This window comes from Sphingomonas sp. Sph1(2015), assembly GCF_001970915.1.
Classification (GTDB): Bacteria; Pseudomonadota; Alphaproteobacteria; order Sphingomonadales; family Sphingomonadaceae; genus Sphingomonas; species Sphingomonas parapaucimobilis.
In genome coordinates, this window is sequence record NZ_MQUI01000033.1 from 23,810 (window position 1) to 42,144 (window position 18,335).

The following is an 18,335-nucleotide window of genomic DNA, read 5'->3' on the forward strand; positions in this document are numbered from 1 at the left end:
GAAGCGGAAGGGGATAAAGGAGGTGCTAAAGTCGCCGGGTTACAGCTTGACGACGTTCGCCGGACGGGCCTGCTCGACCTCGTCGCGATAGACCGAGAACATCGGCTCATCGTCGGTCACGACGAACTCGTGACAGGTGAAGCCGTTGAACTGGGTCCGCATGGCCTGGCCATACGCGCCCAGCATCCCGATCTCGAAATAATCGCCGGTGTTCGTATCCGCGGGCAGCGGGAACGGCCCCTGCATGAAGTCGAGATCGTCGCAGGTCGGCCCCCAGAAGCTGAAGTCCATATCACGCGCGTCGGAAGCTGGCTCGCGCAGCAGCTGGACCGGATATTTCCACCCGATATGCGCCGCATCGAACAGCGCGCCGTACGCGCCGTCGTTGATGTACAGCTCGTTGCCACGGCGACGCTCGACGCGCACCACGACGGACGAATATTCCGCGCACAGCGCCCGGCCCGGCTCGGCCCAGAGTTCGGCCGAATAGGACACCGGCAGGCTCTCGAACGCGCGGTGGATCGTCTCGAAGAAACGCTCCAGCGGCGGCGGTGTCATGCCCGGATAGGCCGAGGGGAAGCCGCCGCCGACATCGATCACGTCGACCGTAACGGCCGCCGCGACGATCGCCGCACGCACCCGCTCCATCGCCGCCGAATAGGCGTCGGGGGTCATCGTCTGGCTGCCGACATGGAAGCAGATGCCCAGCGCATCGGCGACCTGGCGGGTCGCGATCAGCAGGTCCTTCGACTCTTCCAGGCTGACGCCGAACTTCGACCCCAGGCTGAGCTTGGCATATTCGGACGACACGCGCATGCGGACGCACAGGGTCAGATCGGTCGCGCCGTTCGTGGCGCGGACGATCTTCTCCAGCTCTTCCATGCTGTCGAGCGAATAGGTGCGGACGCCGTGCGTGAAATAGGCCTCGGCAATCGCCTCTTCCGACTTCACCGGATGCATGAAGCAGCAGACAGCCTGCGGGGCGACCGACTTCACCAGACGAACTTCCGCGATCGAGGCGGTGTCGAAATGGGTGATGCCATTGTCCCACAGGATCTGGATCAGATCCGCAGACGGATTCGCCTTCACCGCATACATCGGCCGACCCGGAAACTTCTCGACGAAGAATCGGGCGGCGCGCGCAGCTGCGTGCGGGCGAAGCAGCGTGACCGGATCAGCCGGACGACGCTTGGCGATGTCGATGCCGCGCTCCAGGTTGGAGGGGACGGCGGTCGAGTGGGCAGCTAGCCCCAGCGCGCGATGATTCTGGTGCAACTCAAGGGACCTCCAATTGCCGGACGGCATACGGTGACAAAAAGCTGCCTTGCGGTTGGAAGTCCCATGGGGCAGCGGAGGCGCGAAATAGGGTCCGCTTTTTCGAATGTAAAGCGGTAGAAAGCCCGTCGGAGATAAAAAGTGACAATCTTAAGACAGCCGACAAAAGCGGGGGTCCGCGACGCCGCCGAAAAGATCGCCCGCATCCTGCCGCCGTCACCCATATTTCCGTTGAATATCAATGGGAAGACGGTGACTTTCAAAGCGGAAAATCTGCAACCTGTCGGCGCGTTTAAATTGCGCGGCGCGTGGCATCGATTAACCGCGTTGGACGAGGTTTCGCGGGCACGCGGCGTGGTCGCTTTCTCGTCCGGCAACCATGCGCAGGGAATCGCCTGGGCCGCGCGACGGCTGGGGATCGCGGCGACGATCGTGATGCCCGCCGACGCGCCCGCATCGAAGCGGGAAGGCACGTTGGCGCTGGGCGCGGAGATCGTCGATTACGACCGCGCGACCGAAAGCCGCGAGCTGATCGCGCGCCGCCTTGCCGAAGCGCGGGGCGCCACGCTGGTGCCCAGCTTCGACGATCCCTGGGTGATCGAGGGACAGGGATCGGCGGGTATCGAGGCGGCGGCGCAGATGGCGGCGCTCGGCCTGCCCGCGCCCACGCATGTCGTGACGCCCTGCGGCGGTGGCGGGCTGGCGGCGGGGCTGACGCTGGCCCTGCCCGAGGCGCGGATCACGGTCGTGGAGCCCGAGGGCTGGGACGATATGCGCCGCTCGCTGGAGGCCGGGTGGATCGAGCCGGTCGGGGACAACCCGCCGCCGACCGCCTGCGACTCGCTCCAGACGACGCGCGTATCGCCGCTGACCTTCGAGGTGCTGGCGCGGCGCGGGGCGGAAGGCGTCGCGGTCAGCGAGGCCGAGGTGGCGGCGGCACAACGTTTCGCGGCGGAGCGGCTGCGGCTGGTGGTCGAACCCGGCGGCGCGGTGGCGCTGGCCGCGCTGTTGTCGGGCAAGGTCACGGCGGCGGACGGAATGCTGGTCCTGCTGTCGGGCGGCAATGTCGACCGCGCGGCCTATGCACGGGTGCTGGCGGGCTGATGCAGGGCATCGCGAACGCCGCGCCGGGGTTGGCGATGCTGGCGGCCTTCGCCTGTGTGGCGGGGGGTGTCGTCACCATCCGGCGCGGGGATCGGCGTAAAGGCGTGCTGATGCTGGTGATGGCGGTGGTGCTGGTCGGAAATGTGCTGATCTGGACGATGTAGCTCCTCCCCGGCACGGGGAGGTGGCAGCGCGTAGCGCTGACGGAGGGGGGCTTCCTCATCGGATGCCCCTTGTGTCGATCCCCCCTCCACCATCCTTCGGATGGTCCCCCTCCCCGTGCCGGGGAGGATTAAACGAACAGCCGCGCCAGGCTCCGCTCCAGCATCAGCATCTGCCACAGCGTCCGGCCATGCTCCGCGCGTCCGCTGCGGTGATCCGCTGCCAGCCGCCCCAGTTCTGTCAGGTCGAACCAACCGGTTTCGCGCAGCAGCCCGGACTCTTCCAAACGCGCTGCCTCATCCGCCAGCGCCCCCCGGAACCACGCGCTGATCGGCGTCACGAAGCCCATTTTCGGCCGGTAGAGGATATCGCGCGGCAGATAGGGCTCCAGCACCTTCTTCATCAGCCACTTGCCCTGCCCGCCCCGCAATCGCATCGAGAGGGGCAGGCGCGCGGCATATTCGACCAGCCTATGGTCGAGCAGCGGCTCGCGCGCCTCCAGCCCGACCGCCATCGACATGCGGTCGGTCTTGGTCAGGATGTCGCCGGGTAGCCAGATCTTCATATCGGCATATTGTACCCGGTCCATCGCATCGCGCGCGGGCGCGTCGCGCATCGCGGCGATATAGCGATCCTCCGCGCGGTGGCCGCCCAGCGCCGCCCTGGCCTCGGCCGAGAACAGTCGCGCGCGCGCCTCCGGTCCCGTCACGCCGACCGCACGGGCATAGGCCTCCGCGCCGTCCATCCCCAGCGCCTGCAACGTCGTCTTGGCGCGTAATGGACGCGGCGCCCAATCGGCCTTGGGATAGAAGCGGCCCAGCGTCCCGAACACGCTGCGCCGAAACTCCGCCGGGAACAGGCCACGCACCCGCTCCTCGCCCGCATGGAAGATGTGGCGGCGATAGCCCATCAGCATCTCGTCCGCGCCGTCCCCCGCCAGCGCCACCGTGACATGCTCGCGCGCCATCTGGCACAGCCGATAGGTGGCCAGCGCCGAGGCATCGGCAAAGGGCTCGTCGAACTGCGCGACCAGCGTATCGATCAGCGCGAAGTCGTCCGGCTGGACCACCCGCTCGGCATGATCGGTGGCGAAGCGCTGCGCGACGAGACGGGCATGACTGCGTTCGTCCAGGCCCGCTTCGTCGAAGCCGATGGTGCAGGTGCGCACCGCACGGGGGGACGCCTCCGCCATCAGCGCGACCACGCCCGAACTGTCGACCCCGCCCGACAGGAAGGCGCCCAGCGGCACATCGGCGACCATCCGGCTGATAACGCCCTCGCGCATCCGGGCCAGCAGCCCTTCGCCCAGTTGCGCGGCTGATCCGTTTTCGCGGTTCGAGAAGTCGACATCCCACCATTGACGTGGAGCGGGAACGGCGCGCCCCCGCTCGATCAGCAGGAAATGCCCGGCAGGCAGCTTGTGGACGCCCGCCACGATGCTGGCATCGTCGGGCACATAGCCAAAGGCCAGATAATCCTCGACCGCGCGTATATCGGGCCGCCTGCGGAACAGCGGATGCGCCAGCACCCCCTTCATCTCCGAGGCGAAGGCGACCGCGCCATCGGGCAACTCGGCCCAGTGGAGCGGCTTCACCCCCAGCCGGTCGCGCGCCAGGAACAGCGTCCCCGCCTTCGCGTCGTGTACGGCGAAGGCGAACATGCCGACCAGCCGGTGGAGCATCGACGGCCCCCAGTGCCGCCAGCCATGCAACAACACCTCGGTGTCGCCATCGGTCTGGAACACCGCACCCCTGGCGCGCAATTCCTCTCGCAACTCGCGGTAATTATAGATTTCGCCGTTGAAGCAGACCGCGACCTCGCCATCCACCATCGGCTGGGGCGAGCCCGCCACGTCGATGATCGAAAGCCGGGCATGGGCGAAGCCGACGCCGGGCGCGGTCCATATCCCCTGCCCGTCGGGTCCGCGATGCGCCTGCGCGCCGATCATCGCCCGCAATCGGGCGGGGTCGACCGGCTTGGGCGTGGCGGGATGGAAAAGACCGGCGATACCGCACATGGGGGGTCAGCGCCGCCCCGTCAGGCGGTCGGCAAAGCCATCGACCGGCCCCAGCGCGCGGACGAACGCCTCGATCGCGCGCGGGTCGTCGCCCTCGCTCGACACATGCACCGCCACCGCCGTCTGACGCTGCCCCAGCAGCCGGGCCTTCATCGTTTCCAGTTTCACGCGCCGCATATCCGGGGTCAGCGTATCGCCGATCCGATACCATGTCGCAACGTCGCGCTGGACAGGCTGGCCGGTCGGCCCCGTCGTGGTCAGCCGCATCGCGTCGCCGCCCGCGATCCGGCCCAGATCGGCGACGCGGATCCAGCGATCATCCTCGTGCAGCACGCCCGTCCCGAACGCACCGAGCTTGCCGCCTTCGCGCTGGCGGGCAAAGACGCCGACCGCGAGATCGACCTGATGCCCCTCGCCATCGACATAGCTGCGCAACAGCACCGCATCGGCGCCCGGATAGTTGGGGCTCCACGGTGTCACCTGCCGCGCCGGGCTCCAGCCGGGCACGTCGGGCAGCGCCATTTGGGCGGGCAGCTCCGCCGCGCGCGATCCGGCAAAGGCGCTCCAGCTCGGGAAGACCGCCGCGATCGCCACCGCCAGCAGCGCGGCGAGCAGCGGGTCGATCCGGCGTCGCGGCATGGCGGACAGCCCTGCGGGATCGAAGGCGGGATCGTCCGGCGAACGGTCAAAGAACTGCCAGCCGATCGCCAGCACCGCCGCCATGACGATCGCGAAGAACACCCAGCCGAAAATAATGTGGTCGACCCCGCCCGCCACCTCGATCGAGGTCTTGTCGGCGGCGAAGATCGTCCCCCAGGCACGCACGCCATTGGCCAGCACCGGCACGATCAGCGACACGACCATGAAGATCGCCCGCCGCCACGGCGAGCGGAAGCAGAGATTGGCGACCAGTGCCGCGAAGGCGACCATCGCCAGGACGAACTTCGACCCCGAACAGGCCTCCGCCACCTCGAACCAATAGCGCCCGGCATGGATCAGCACCCCATCGGCCGAGGCGGGGATGCCGCTCCAGTCGAGCAGCGGCACCACGATCGACACGGTGATCTGCTGGAGCGGCTTTTCCAGTTCCGCGCCGAACGGCACCAGGAACCACGCATAGGCGAGCGGGAACAACATGCCCCGTGCGACCATCGGGCCGAGCAGGGTCAGAACCGCGCCCTCCAGCATTGCGACCAGCCCCAGTTGACGGACCAGCGCGACGGTCGCCGACTCACCCAGCAGCCACAACAGTCCGCCGCCCGCCACCACGAACAGCCCCGGCCACCAGGCGGTCGGGGTCAACTGCGCCAGCTCGGTGCGCCGCTGCCAGATCAGCCAGCCCACGACCGGCCCGATGAACAGGCAATGGCCATAGGTCGTGCTGGTCCACCAGATATCGACCAGATGCGCGACATCGGTACGGAACAGCAGCAACAGGATCAGCGCCACCCCGGCCAGCAGCGCGAGGGGATAGGCCCAGCGCCCTGCCCTCGCCCGTTCCCCCGCTTTGACGATATCCCCAGCGGTCACGCGGCCATGTCCCCCAGCAATCGGTCGAGCGGTGCCAGCCGCGCCGTCCAGTCATAGCGCGCCAGAACCCGCGCCCGTGCCGCCGGATGGTCCGTCGGGCCGTTCAGCGCGTCGATGACCCTCTCGGCAAAGTCGCGATCGTCGCCCGCCACCGCGATGGTGCCGCCATGGTCGATCCCCTCCGCCGCCGCCGTGGACGCCACGATCGGCCGGGCCATGGCCATCGCCTCCAGCAGCTTGTTCTGGATGCCGCGCGCCAGATCGAGCGGGGCGACGCAGACGGCGGCGCGGGCCAGCCAGAGGCGGGTGTCGGGCACTTCGCCGGTCACGATCACCGCCTCGCTCGCCAGCCGCCGCACCGCCGGGGTCGGCGCACGACCGACAATGGCGAAACGCGCCGCCGGGCAGGCCTTGCGGACCAGCGGCAGGATATGCCCGGCAAAGCGCGTCACCGCATCGATATTGGGGCGGTAGTCCATTTGCCCGGTAAAGACGATCAGGGGGCCATCTGAGATGCCGGGATCGATCGTTGCGGGATCATAGCGGGCGGCATCGATGCCGTTCTCGATTGCGAACACATTCCCCTGCCCCCCGCCGGAGCGAAACAGGGCCGCCTCCGCCTCGCTGACGAACAGGGTCGCCGCGACCGACCCGGACACCTGTCGCTCATAGCGGCCGAGCAGACGGGCCTCGCGCTTCAGGACCGACCGCATCCCCGGTCCGGCGGTCTGCGACAGGCTGGCGAATTTGGCGGAGTCGACGTCGACCATGTCCATGATCGTCGGCTCGGCCCCGCGATACTGGGCCATCTGGCCGGAGAAGATATAGGTCGCAGCGATCGGGTGCCGTGCTCGCACGTCTGCGACCGCGCGCGCCATGCCGGGATGGGCGAAGGCGGTCAGCGAGATGGGCTTGCCCGTCGCCAGCGCCTGCACCGCCGCCACCGGCATCGGCCTGGTCCGGCGCAGGATATGATAGCTGGCGAGTTCGGCGCGCAGTTCGGACGGCAATTCCTCTTCCCCCGCCCGCTCGGCAAAGGCACAGAGATGGACGCGCCAGTCGCGCGCCAGATGGCGCAGCACATGATAGCTGCGGATCTTGTCACCGCGATCGGGCGGAAAGGGCGCGCGGTGCGCGAGGAACAGCAGGTCCTTCAACCCAGACCCCGCGCGATCGGCGGCCCGACGATCTTCGCGACAGGGACCGGCAGGCGCTTCCACACCGCGATCATCAGCGCATATTTGGGGTTGAGCGGGTTGATCGCGCGCGGGCCGTGGACGCTGCGGCTGGCATAGACCAAAGGCCGCCCTTCGAACCCCCAATTCTTCTTGAAGGCCGCCGCCCCCGTCCCGACCTTCGACCGGCCGAAATCGAAGCTGTGGCATCCGCGCTGCCGGGCGTGGCGCATCAGCGCGAAATACATCAGGTCGTTGGCACGCAGCCCCCGTGCCGCCTGCGTGCCGCCGCCCCAATAGGGATAGACGGTGCCGCCATGATAGAGGTTGAGCACGCTCGCCACCGCCCGCCCGCCATGGCGCACGGTCAGGACGTCGGCGTCGAGCCGCGCCACCGCCTCACGGAACAGCTTGGCCGGAAAGACGGGCGTGCCGAGATTGCGGACCGACTCGGCATAGACGCGGTAATGCTCGGCGAGCATCCGGGGATCGCGGCCGGTGACGACCTCCAGATCCTGGGCCAGCGCCTTGCGAAGTTCGGCGCGCTGCTTGCGGGGAATGGCCTTCATCTCGGCCTCGTCATCACCCGCAATCGGCCGGACGAAACCCAGATAGCTGCCCGCATCCGCCGTCCAGCCGTCCGGCACGAGGCCGCCGCGCAGTTCGACCGACTCGATACCCTTATCGCCCGCCAGGCCCCAGGCCGCCTCGGCCAGCGCGTCGACACCCTTGCCCAGCACGCCGCCATCGACGCCGAAGCCGGTCGACACCATCGCCGCACCGAACAAGGGCGAGCGGATCTCGCTGAGCGGCAGCACGCCGACGATCGCGCTGTGCGCCCCTTCGGCCAGCAGGTAATGCGCCGTCTGGCCGCATCCTTTTGCTCCCGCCTTCAACCAGCCGGTCAGGTGGAAAGGCGTGCCCTCCGTCTGCGCCGCGACAAAGGCATCAATGCGCGCGCATTCGGCTTCGCTCGCCAGATCGGCGATACGGATCGTCGGCGCGAGCGCGCTCATGCCAGCCGCGCCGCTTCCTCGGCCGCGACCTGATCGACCCGCCCCCAGTCATGACGGCCGAGCAGACCGCGCAGCTTGCCCGCCATCGCGCTGAGGCGGCTGTAATGGCGGATACGCGAACGCAGCGGCGCATGGGCGACGCGCGGCTGGTCGGGATCGACCTCCCAGGGGTGGAAATAGAAGATCGCGCCGTGGCGGTCGCGATTGACCTGCCCCACCGCGATGTCGGTCAGCTTGGCAGGCAGCATCCGAAAGAAACCGCCGCCGGTCGCCAGCCGCCGCCGACCCCACTGCGCCACCGTCACCGGCAGCTCGATCATGTCGGAGTCCGCCAGCGGCCGCCAGGCATAGCGCGGCGATTCCGCCCAGCCATAATGGTCGTGGCGCAGCGGCGCGACGCTGGAGGAATAACGATAGCCCGTCTCGGCCAGCACGGGATGCGCCCAGGGGGTGCGCGTGTCGATCGAGAAGCTTGGCGCGCGGTATCCGGTCACGGCCTGCCCGCCCGCATCCTCGATCGCCGCCTTGGCACGGGCCAGATCGGCGCGGAACTGGTCGGCGGTCATGGTGAAGACGCGCTGATGGTCCCAGCCATGGCTGGCCATCTCATGCCCCGCCGCCACGATGCGGCGGATCAGCCCCGGATGGCGATGCGCCACCCAGCCGAGCGTGAAGAAGGTCGCGCGCGTGCCCGTCTCGGCGAAGAGGGAGAGGACGGCATCGGTATTGGCCTCGACCCGGCTGTCCAGCCGGTCCCAGTCGCTCTTGTCGATCGTGCGCTCGAACGCGCCGACCTGAAACCATTCCTCGACATCGACCGACATGCCGTTGAGCGGCAATGTCTTTGCCGTGATCTCAGGCGGCATGACCCCAGGCTCCCGGTCGGATCGTGGCGCCGGCTTCACGACGCTCCTCACCACGATTGTCGATCTCTGACCAGTCGACCAACAGGGTCAGGACGCGGCGCAACGCCGCCTCCTGCTGCTCCAGCCGCGCTTCGAGCTGCGCGATGCGGCTTTCCAGCGCGACGTTGGCCGAAGGCGGGGCGGCGGGGACCGGCTCTTCCGCCGCAACGGGCGGGGGCGCGGCGGGTGTTGGCATCGGACGCAGCGAGACCGGCTCGGGTGCGGGCGGCGGGGCGACGACGCGGTGCGTGCTGCGCGGGACGGACTGGCTCTCGGGCGTCACGCGGGTGATGGGATCAGGCTGCGTCGGGGCGACCGTCGCCTGACCGTTCAGGCCCAGCCCGTTGCGCAGCGTACCCTCCGAGAACAAGGGATCGCCCAACCGCCCCGCGCTGTTGAAGATCGGCGCGACCGGCTCGGGCTCGACCGCGATCGGCATCGGGGCCTCGCGACCCGCGCTCATATCGGCGGCCATGTCGGCGGCGACGCTTTCGACCGTCTGGCGACCGATCAGCTCGACACCCTCGATCGCGGCCTGCAGCAGGACGCGGCCCGCCAGCACGTTCAACCGGCGCGGCACCCCGCCCGACGCATCGTACAGCGCGTCGAAGGCATCGGCGGCAAAATCGGGACGCCCTGTCCAGCCCGCGACCGCCAGGCGATGCGCGATATAATCGGGGACTTCCTCGGGCTCCATCGGGTCGAGGTGATGGATGGCGATGACGCGCTGGCGCAGCTGCTCGACGGCGGCCGAACCCAGCAGGCGCTCGCGAAATTCGGGCTGTCCGACCAGCAGGATCTGGAGCAGCGCATGGCCGCCCGCCTGGAAATTGGACAACATGCGGAGTTCTTCGAGCGAGGCGAGCGGCAGTGCCTGCGCCTCGTCGACGATCAGCAGGATGCGGCGCCCCTCGCGCGCGACGCCGTTCAGCGCGCGCTCGATCGCGGCGAGCAGCGCGGCCTTGGTCAGCCCCTGCGCATCGACGCCCAGCTGCCCGGCCAGGACGCGCAACAGGTCCTGCGGCTCGACCGCCGTGGACACGATATGCAGGACACGCAGCCGCTTGGTATCCAGCGTCTCGACCAGATGGCCGACCAGCGTGGTCTTGCCCGCACCGACATCGCCGGTGATGACGATGAAGCCCTCCCCCTGCGCCAGGCCATAGCCCAGATAGGCCATCGCCTTGCCATGGGTCGCCGTCTGGAACCAGAAACGCGGGTCCGGCGTCAGTTGAAACGGGCGTTCGCCCAGACCGAAATGGGTCTCGTACATCATCGTGCCTTTCGGCCGGTCAGAATTGATACCGTGCGGCGATCAGGGCCTGTGCCGACAGGGCACTGGACAGGTCGCCGACCTGGAAGTGGTACAATCCAACCGACGCGGTTGTTCCGAGCCGACCGAAGTTGCGGTAATAGCTGGCGGTCGACCCCAGCGATACCACGTCCTCGGCCCCCGCCAACCTAGAGACGTAATAGTTAACGAAGCCATTCACGTTAAGCCCCGAATTGGGGCCAAAGGCGCGGCCGAGGAAAATCTGGCCGTAATAGCTGTCATCCTGCACGCCCGAGACGATCAGGCCCGGCGCGCCGTCCGGCGCGAACAGGCGGCGGCTGGTATAGCCCATCCCCACCCCCAGCGTGGAGCGCCCGCGCTGATAGGATACCGCCATGTCCAGCCCGCGCGCCCGGTAGACGGCGGTCTGAACCGATTGCAGCGCATCGTTCAGGCACCCGCCGGGCGACGTGCCGCCCGCCGAAAAGGTGCAGCCGTTGAACTGCTGCGCAAAGGCATCGCGCGTCTCGACGAAATTGGTCGGCAGGTTGGACAGCCCGTTGCGCAGCTGGCGGCCAAAGGTCTGGATGCCGTCATGGACCGCCGCCTGGAACACGATGTCGCGCGCCGCCTGGTAACGCGCCATCCCGGTGATGCTGAGCGAGCCGTAACGCTCGCCGACATGCCCCTCGACGGAGGTGCGGCGATCGGGGCGCCAGATCACGCCCGCATCGTAATAGACGCCGTCCGTGCGATAGGCGATCCGGCGCGGCCCGGTGGGGTTGGTGATGAAGCGGCCCTGGCTGTCGACCAGCGGGCGTCCGGCGGCATCGACCTTGGGATCGCGCTGGCTCGACTCAATCCGTTCGTAACCGACCCCGGCGGTCAGCGCGACATAGGGCGAAATCGGCTTCAGCACGTCGCCACGCAGGAACCAGCCCTCGTAACGCTGCGAGAGTTGTCCGGCATCGTCACGCTCATAGGCGGCATTGGCCGACAGGCCGACCGGCGCGATCGATCCCGGCCGCGCGGTGGCGCTGACGCTGGCGACGTGGTTCCAGCTGTCGCGGAAATAATCGAGCCGGGGCTGACCGGCCGCCACGCCGCCCAGGCCCGGGGTCTCGGCACGGGTATAGCCCAGCCGGTAATTCGCGCCGATCTGCACCGGCCCTGCCCGCGTGGCCAGCGACGGCCCGGCGAAGACCGAATATATTTGCGAGACATTGGCGACATTGCCGACCAGCACGCCGGGCGCCTCGCCGCGAATATCGGCGCGCGTCCGCGTCGCCAGCGCCCCGGCCTCCAGCCGCAGATTGGGCGTGACGGCGTAGGCGCCCCTCGCCAGCCCGCTATGGATATCCCCACCCGCGGCCCGGTCGCCCCAGCCGATGCGGTGTTCGTAGCGATAGCTGACCTGTCCCTGCGCCCGGGCGGTCTGGACCTCGGCATTCACGCCCGCCGCCAGCGTCGTATAGGTGACGGCATCGCCGCGCGTCAGATCGGCGACCAGCCCCTGCCCGACCTCGACATAGGGGGCCAGCTGCGCGCGGCGACGCTGCTGCACATTGGCACGCGACCCGCGCCCGGTGTCGCGCCGATCGGCGGCGGACGGCTCGGCCGAGCCATCACCCGGTGCGTTGGATGCGGCTCCACCCGCGACCGGCACAGCTTGAGCCTGGGCGGCGAGCGCGCACGGCCATGCGGCCAGCGCCCCGACCAGACCGACAAGGGCAGGCCGCACGAGCGTCACGGCGCGCCGTCCTTGCCATATTTGCCATAATAGCCGAACCGGCGGCTGCCCGGCACGAAGGCGACGCTGTTCAGCACCAGCTGGATATGATCGCACGCATCGAGCAGCGCGATCGCGGCGCCGACTTCGCTTTCGGGCGTACGGTCGGCGCGGACCACCATCATCACCTGCCCGGCCAGCATCGCCAGCACCGAGGCGGGCGACGCCGCCAGCGCAGGCGGCGAGTCGAAGATCAGCAGACGGCGCGGATTGGCCGACAACAGCCGCTGCACGACCGCGCGGGTGCGGGCCGAGGCAAGCAGTTCGGTGTCATTGGCGGTCCGCGTGCCGCAGGGCAGCACCGCCAGATGCGGCACATCGGTACGCATCACCAGCGACTCGACATCGATGCTGCCGTCGATCAGCGCGTCGAGCAGCCCCGGCCCCTCGTTCAGGCCGAGCCGCCCCAGCACATCGGGCTTGGCGACATCGGCATCGACCAACAGCACCTCGGTGTCACGCTCCGCCGCCAGCGACAAAGCGAGATTGACCGAGCAGAAGGTCTTGCCATCCTGCGGCCGTGCCGAGCACACCAGGACGACCCGGGCCTTATCCTCGTCACCGCCCTCGACCAGCCGCTGGCTGGTGATGATCAGCTGGCGCTTGACCAGCCGGAACTCCTCGGCCAGCGGCCCGATCGGCGCGCCGGGCACGATCATCCCGTTTTCCGCCAGCATCGCGCGGTCGACCATCGCGACATCGGAAAAGACCGGGCTATATTCGGTCGCCAGAAACTCATCGTCGCCCGGTTGCGCCAGGAACTCCGCCGGAATGCCGCTGAGCGAGGGATCGAAAGGCGGGTGATCGACAGAGGACGGCGCAGGCTCGTCATACGCCACGAGGCCCGGCGGCCCTGCCTCGACCGGCGGGACGGGCGGCGTCCGTCCGGCCTCCTCGTCCGATGGCCGCGGCGCTGGCGCGTCGGGCGCGTCACGCACCTCGGGCACGCGCACATAGGACTGGAAATCATACACATTCGCCGCCCGCTCTAGCAGCGACGGTTCCCGGCGGGGTCTGGTGGGTTTCACATTTTCGGTCACGCAGCCATTCCCCGCTGTAATAGCTCGACAACCAGGACCAGCCCATAGGCCGCGCCCAAGGCCGCCGTCCCGCCGAGGAACAGTTTCAACCGCCGCGCCCGCGCCGTCGCCTGCCCGCGCGTCACGACTTCGCCGATCGCACCGATCACCGGCATCCCCATCGTGCGCTGAAGCGATTGCGGGGTGGTGAAGGTCTGGCGCAGCTTCGACAGGGCAAAGGCCGAACCGACACCCAACCCCAGCCCTGCGGCGAAGACGCCGGTCAGCAGCAGCAGGCGGTTGGGAGAGCTGGGCGCGCGCGGATAGGTCGGCGGATCGATCACGCTGAACCGCATCGAATCGGTCTGGTTCTGCGCCTGGCCGCGCAGCGCCACCTGCTCGCGCTGACGCAACAACTGGTCGTAACTGTCTTTCAGCACCTGATAATCCCGGTCGATCGCACCTTGGGCGGCAGCCGCCTCGGGATCGGTGGCCAGGCTGGCGTTCAGCCGGTCGAGGTCGTTCTGCAACTGGCTCTTGCGGATCTTCAGGCTGGCGAGCTGCGACTGTTTCTCCGCCGCCATCGACTGGAGCGACATGTAGAGCGGATTGGGCTGTCCCCCCGCCACGCCCCCGGCGGGCTCGGCCTTCGCGGCGGCCTGTGCGGCGGCCAGCTGGTTGCGCAGCGCGATCACGTCCGGGTGGTTTTCGGTATAGCCGCGCGTGCGGGCGTCGGCGAGCTGGCCCTGGATCGTCGCCAGTCGCGCCCGCGCCGGGCTGACCGCCGCGCCGCCGCCCTCGCTGACCGTGCGCGGGGTGCCCGCCAGCTGGCCCTGCACAGCCGCGACGCTGGACTGCGCCGCCGCCAGATCGCTGTCGACCTGCGCCATTTGCGACCGGGCCAGGCCGATCCGGTCGGCGACCGACCCGGTGCCCGGCAGGCCACCGGCGAACTGGTTCAGATACTGGGCGCGCTTGGCCTCGGCGATCTGGAGCTGTTTCTGGCGCTCGCTCAACTGCTTGTCGAGGAAGGTGAGGCTCTGGTTGGTGGTATTGCGATCGCCGAGCAGGTTGGATTCGACGAAGATGTCGATCAGCTTCTGCGCGACCTGCTGCGCCAGCTTGGGGCTGGACTGGGTGACGGTCAGCTGGAAGATGGTGTCCTGCTGGTTCTCGATCTTGATCGACTGCGCCAGCTGCGCGACCCGCGCCGCGACATCGGCGTCGCTCGACACCGTGGCAGCCAGGTCGGTGCCGCGCACGACCTTTTGCAGGTTGATCGCCGAGATCAGCGTCTGGCGTACCCGGTCGACCGAATCCATCTGGCTGTTCGGCCCCGTGGTCATGCCATCGGGCAGGATCTGCGAATTCTGCACCGCGATGCGCGCGCGGGATTCATATTTGCTGGGGATCTGGGCGACGAACAGCCACCCCAATATGCACACCGCCCATGCCACCGCCAGCGCCAGCCAGCGGCGTATCCATATCGCATGGAGGGCGATGCGGATCTCGTCCTGAATACTCGACACGCGCGCGCTGCCTCAGAACATCGATTCGGGAATGATGATCACGTCGCCCGGCTCCAGCCGGACATTCGCCTTCGAATCCCCCTTGCGGAGCAGATCGTTGATCTGGAGCGCATATTCGCGCTGCTTGCCGGTCTCGCGATCGGTGCGCACCAGCTTGGCCTTGTTGCCCGCCGCGAACTGGTTCAGCCCGCCCACCGCGATCATCGCGTCGAGCAGCGTCATGTTCGCGCGATAGGGGATGGAGGCGGGCCGCTCGGTCGCGCCGACGATCCGTACCTGCTGGCTGTAGGTGCCCGAGAAATTCTCGACGATCACCGACACGATCGGGTTGGAGACATATTCGGACAGCGCCTTTTTCAGGTCGTCCTGCAACATCGCGGGCGTCTTGCCGACGGCGGGCATGTCGTTGACCAGCGGCGTGGTGATGCGGCCGTCGGGGCGCACCTGCACCTTGGTCGACAGGTCGGGATTGCGCCAGACGAAGATGTTCAGGGTGTCGAGCGGGCCGATCACATATTCCTCGCCCGGCTGCTCCTTGCGCGCGACATATCCGGCCGAGGGCAGCTCGGTTTTGGTCCCCGCCGTCGAACAGGCGGTCAGCGTCGAGGCACAAAGGCCTGCGATCAAGAAGGGGCGGGCGAACGATGCCATGCGAATGCTACTCCTGGACCCCTCCTCTCCCAGGATACGGAGACGAAAGGCAAATTACGCAATGTCGCTATGCCACCCAAGAGGTGAACAGAGCGTTATGCCGGTCCGCCGATCATCTCGGATGCGGGGGGATGGCCCAGAAACGCCGAAGGGCTGGCGGTGGCTCCGTAAGCCCCGGCCAGAAACACCGCGACGATATCGCCGACCTGCGCCACGGGCAGCGCGACCCGGTCGCCCAGCCGGTCGAGCGGGGTGCAGAGCGGCCCCACGACCGACACCGTCTCCATGGCCTCGGCCCCCATCGCATGGGCCAGCGCCAGCGGATAGTTGCGCCGGACGACGGTGCCGAAATTGCCGCTGGCCGCCAGCTGGTGATGCAGGCCGCCGTCGAGGATCAGGAAAGTCTCGCCCCCGCTTTCCTTGCGATCGACGACCCGCGCCAGATAGACCCCCGCCTCGGCGACCAGCCAGCGGCCGAGTTCGATCGCAAAATGGCTGTCGCCCAGGATGGCGGGCCGATCGGCCAGCGCCTGCTCCAGCGCCGCGCCGACCCTCTCCACCGGCAACGGCTTGTCCCCCGCGAAATAGGGCACGCCGAACCCGCCGCCCAGATTGACCAGCGGCGGCGTCGCCCCGGCTGCGTCCGCCAACCGCGCCGCCAGCGCGATGGTCGCCCCTTGCGTGTCGATGATCGCCTGCGGATCGAGCGCCTGGCTGCCCGCATAGATATGGAAACCGCGCCAGTCGGCCCCCGCCGCGATCAGTTCGCGGACGAGCGCAGCCACCCGCTCGGCATCGATGCCGAAGGGCGAAGGGCGCCCGCCCATCTTCATGCCCGAGCCCCGCAATTCGACATCCGGGTTTACCCGGACCGCCAGATGCGGACACACGCCCAGCCCGTCCGCGATCGCCAGCGCGCGCCGTGCTTCACCCTCCGACTCCAGATTGATCGTCACGCCCGCACGGATCGCAGCGGTCAGCTCGGCATCGCGCTTGCCGGGACCTGCAAAACTGACCGGCCTGCCCAGCGGCGCGACCTTGGCCAGCTCACCCGCCGAAGCGACGTCGAACCCGTCGACCATCGCCGCCATCGCCTCCAGCAACGGCCCGAAAGGATTGGCCTTGATCGCATAATGGAGATCGATCGACGGAAAGGCAGCGCGAAACCGTGCGACACGAGCAGCGACGATGGCCGGGTCATAGACGAAGACCGGCCCGTCGCGTCCCGCCATCCATGTCTCGGCGCTCCGCCCGGCGATGGTCAGCGCCCCGGCCTGCGCGGCGAATTCGGGGGGGATCGGCCCCATCGGCTTCATGACGTCATATCCTTTTCGGCCCATTCCCGGCGCAGCGCGGCGCGGTCGAGCTTGCCATTGGCGTTGCGGGGCAGCGCGCGCGCCCAGGCGATGTGCGACGGCTGCATGAAATTGGGAAGGTCGCGCTTCAACCGCGCGCGCAGGGCCGCCTCCTGCGCCGGATCGCCGCCCAGGACCAGCACGATCGCCTGCCCCTGCGCTTCGTCGGCGATGCCGAAGGCGACGGCCTCGCGCGCCTCGCCACCGGACAGCGCGGCTTCCTCGACCTCCTGCGGGCTGATCCGGTTGCCAGCAACCTTGATCATCTCGTCATCGCGCCCGACGAAGCGGAGCAGCCCGTCCGCGCCCTCGACCACCGTATCGCCCGACCACACCGCGCGGGCATGGTCCGGTGTCGGGCGGAAACGCTGCGCCGTCCGCTCGGCATCCCGCCAATAGCCCTGCGCGACCAGCGGCCCGGCATGGACCAGCTCGCCCGGCTCGCCCGGTGCCGCGCGACTGCCGTCGGGGCGAAGCACCATCACCTCAGCAAAGGGAATGGCGCGGCCGATCGCATCGGGATGCGCATCGATCAGGGCGGGGTCGAGATAGGTCGAGCGAAACGCCTCGGTCAGGCCGTACATCGCATAAAGGTCCGCCGCCGGAAACAGCGCCCGCAGCCCCCGCACCAGTCGCGGGGTCAGTGCCCCACCCGAATTGGTCAGCCGCCGGATCGAGGCGACCGCCTCTTCCGGCCAGTCGATGCCCAGCAACTGCGTCCAGAGCGGCGGCACCCCCGCCAGCGTCGTCGCGCCGTGGCGCACGACCGCCTTCACCACGTCGCGCGGGGTCAGATAGTCGAGCGGCGCAACGGCGCCTCCCGCGACCCAGGTCGAGAAAAGCTGGTTCTGGCCATAGTCGAAGCTGAACGGCAGCACGCCCAAGACCCGGTCGTCGGGTGTCAGCTTCAGATATTGCGCGACCGACACCGCGCCGTACCAGAGATTGGCATGGCTCAGCATCACCCCCTTGGGCCGCCCGGTCGAACCGGAAGTATAGAGGATCGCCGCCAGTGCATCGGTATCCGCCATCGATCGGGGCAGCGCATCGCCCTGCCCGACCTCGGTCGTCACCCGCACGCCCCCGGGCACGTCGCCCTCCTCCAGCGTCGCGGCGCGCGGACCATGGGTCAGCAGCATCGCCGCGCCGCTATCGGCCAGGATATGGGCAACCTGCGCGCGCTTGAGCAGCGGGTTGATCGGCACATGCACCAGCCCCGCGCGCGGTGCGGCCAGCGGCATCAACGCGGATTGCCGCGTCTTGGGCAACCATGTCGCCACCCGCGTACCCGGCGCGAAACCATGCGCCGCCAGCCATCCGGCCAGCCGCGCGACCGCCTCCTCCGCCTCGGCAAAGCTCAGCCCTCCCTCGCGGTCGAGCAGCGCAGAAGCATCGCCCGCCCCGCGCAAGGCATGGTCGATCGGATACGCGGGCGGATCGATGGTCATCCCGCCATCTACCAGTGCGGACGCGGCAAAGTCGAGCATGCGCCCCGCGGCCAAAGAAGCGACCGCCGCCGAGAATGGAGACCGAGC

At 68.6% G+C, this 18,335-nt stretch carries 15 protein-coding genes; 2 read left to right on the plus strand and 13 right to left on the minus strand.

Features of this window, described 5'->3' with window-relative positions; translation table 11 throughout:
• Positions 1-39: 39 nt before the first annotated feature.
• A complete protein-coding gene (locus BSZ14_RS13320; protein ID WP_076711282.1) occupies positions 40-1,275 on the minus strand; it encodes a decarboxylase in 1,236 nt (411 codons plus the stop codon).
• 195 nt (positions 1,276-1,470) lie between these two features.
• On the opposite strand from BSZ14_RS13320, the gene BSZ14_RS13325 reads away from it, so the two are divergent.
• Together BSZ14_RS13325 and BSZ14_RS19885 are read left to right on the plus strand one after the other, a co-directional pair.
• Entirely contained in the window at positions 1,471-2,379 is a 909-nt protein-coding gene (locus BSZ14_RS13325) for a threonine ammonia-lyase (RefSeq protein ID WP_338012090.1), read from the plus strand.
• Positions 2,379-2,543: a hypothetical protein gene (locus BSZ14_RS19885; RefSeq protein ID WP_198930517.1), complete on the plus strand. Its 165-nt coding sequence runs from the start codon at positions 2,379-2,381 to the stop codon at positions 2,541-2,543. The genes BSZ14_RS13325 and BSZ14_RS19885 overlap by 1 nt, the downstream gene beginning before the upstream one ends.
• A 128-nt stretch (positions 2,544-2,671) precedes the next feature.
• Here the strand turns inward: BSZ14_RS19885 and BSZ14_RS13330 are convergent, their stop codons facing one another.
• The 12 genes from BSZ14_RS13330 to BSZ14_RS13385 form a co-directional block, all read right to left on the minus strand.
• The gene (locus BSZ14_RS13330; RefSeq protein ID WP_076711284.1) at positions 2,672-4,558 is read right to left on the minus strand and encodes an XrtA/PEP-CTERM system amidotransferase; all 1,887 of its coding nucleotides are present in this window, start codon (positions 4,556-4,558) and stop codon (positions 2,672-2,674) included.
• Positions 4,559-4,564: 6 nt separating this feature from the next.
• Complete coding sequence (gene xrtA / locus BSZ14_RS13335) at positions 4,565-6,088, minus strand: exosortase A (protein WP_241823758.1); 1,524 nt, start codon at positions 6,086-6,088, stop codon at positions 4,565-4,567.
• A complete protein-coding gene (locus tag BSZ14_RS13340) occupies positions 6,085-7,245 on the minus strand; it encodes a TIGR03087 family PEP-CTERM/XrtA system glycosyltransferase (RefSeq protein WP_076711285.1) in 1,161 nt (386 codons plus the stop codon). Before BSZ14_RS13340 ends, xrtA begins: the two co-directional genes overlap by 4 nt.
• Entirely contained in the window at positions 7,242-8,279 is a 1,038-nt protein-coding gene (locus tag BSZ14_RS13345) for a FemAB family XrtA/PEP-CTERM system-associated protein (protein WP_076711286.1), read from the minus strand. The genes BSZ14_RS13340 and BSZ14_RS13345 overlap by 4 nt, the downstream gene beginning before the upstream one ends.
• Positions 8,276-9,145 carry an XrtA system polysaccharide deacetylase gene (locus BSZ14_RS13350; RefSeq protein WP_076711287.1) on the minus strand — a complete coding sequence of 290 codons (870 nt, stop codon included), beginning with the start codon at positions 9,143-9,145 and terminating at the stop codon, positions 8,276-8,278. The genes BSZ14_RS13345 and BSZ14_RS13350 overlap by 4 nt, the downstream gene beginning before the upstream one ends.
• A complete protein-coding gene (locus tag BSZ14_RS13355; protein ID WP_083748255.1) occupies positions 9,135-10,457 on the minus strand; it encodes an ExeA family protein in 1,323 nt (440 codons plus the stop codon). The genes BSZ14_RS13350 and BSZ14_RS13355 overlap by 11 nt, the downstream gene beginning before the upstream one ends.
• Before the next feature lie 19 nt (positions 10,458-10,476).
• On the minus strand, positions 10,477-12,207 hold the full coding sequence (locus tag BSZ14_RS13360; protein WP_198930518.1) for a hypothetical protein: 1,731 nt from the start codon (positions 12,205-12,207) through the stop codon (positions 10,477-10,479).
• Positions 12,204-13,286: an AAA family ATPase gene (locus tag BSZ14_RS13365; protein ID WP_241823759.1), complete on the minus strand. Its 1,083-nt coding sequence runs from the start codon at positions 13,284-13,286 to the stop codon at positions 12,204-12,206. Before BSZ14_RS13365 ends, BSZ14_RS13360 begins: the two co-directional genes overlap by 4 nt.
• Entirely contained in the window at positions 13,283-14,794 is a 1,512-nt protein-coding gene (locus BSZ14_RS13370) for an XrtA system polysaccharide chain length determinant (RefSeq protein WP_076711289.1), read from the minus strand. Before BSZ14_RS13370 ends, BSZ14_RS13365 begins: the two co-directional genes overlap by 4 nt.
• A 12-nt stretch (positions 14,795-14,806) precedes the next feature.
• Positions 14,807-15,445, minus strand: coding sequence for an XrtA/PEP-CTERM system exopolysaccharide export protein (locus BSZ14_RS13375; RefSeq protein WP_089413650.1), 639 nt, complete (start codon positions 15,443-15,445; stop codon positions 14,807-14,809).
• A gap of 95 nt (positions 15,446-15,540) precedes the next feature.
• A complete protein-coding gene (locus tag BSZ14_RS13380) occupies positions 15,541-16,761 on the minus strand; it encodes a pyridoxal-dependent decarboxylase, exosortase A system-associated (protein WP_076711290.1) in 1,221 nt (406 codons plus the stop codon).
• A complete protein-coding gene (locus BSZ14_RS13385; protein ID WP_076711297.1) occupies positions 16,758-18,248 on the minus strand; it encodes an acyl-CoA ligase (AMP-forming), exosortase A system-associated in 1,491 nt (496 codons plus the stop codon). Before BSZ14_RS13385 ends, BSZ14_RS13380 begins: the two co-directional genes overlap by 4 nt.
• Positions 18,249-18,335 lie beyond the last annotated feature (87 nt).

Bases quoted from the DNA above. Each gene is read 5' to 3' on its own strand.
- BSZ14_RS19885 (WP_198930517.1), top strand. From the start codon at position 2,379: ATGCAGGGCATCGCGAACGCCGCGCCGGGGTTGGCGATGCTGGCGGCC.
- BSZ14_RS13330 (WP_076711284.1), bottom strand. From the start codon at position 4,558: ATGTGCGGTATCGCCGGTCTTTTCCATCCCGCCACGCCCAAGCCGGTC.
- BSZ14_RS13345 (WP_076711286.1), bottom strand. From the start codon at position 8,279: ATGAGCGCGCTCGCGCCGACGATCCGTATCGCCGATCTGGCGAGCGAA.
- BSZ14_RS13350 (WP_076711287.1), bottom strand. From the start codon at position 9,145: ATGCCGCCTGAGATCACGGCAAAGACATTGCCGCTCAACGGCATGTCG.
- BSZ14_RS13355 (WP_083748255.1), bottom strand. From the start codon at position 10,457: ATGTACGAGACCCATTTCGGTCTGGGCGAACGCCCGTTTCAACTGACG.
- BSZ14_RS13375 (WP_089413650.1), bottom strand. From the start codon at position 15,445: ATGGCATCGTTCGCCCGCCCCTTCTTGATCGCAGGCCTTTGTGCCTCG.
- BSZ14_RS13380 (WP_076711290.1), bottom strand. From the start codon at position 16,761: ATGAAGCCGATGGGGCCGATCCCCCCCGAATTCGCCGCGCAGGCCGGG.
- BSZ14_RS13385 (WP_076711297.1), bottom strand. From the start codon at position 18,248: ATGACCATCGATCCGCCCGCGTATCCGATCGACCATGCCTTGCGCGGG.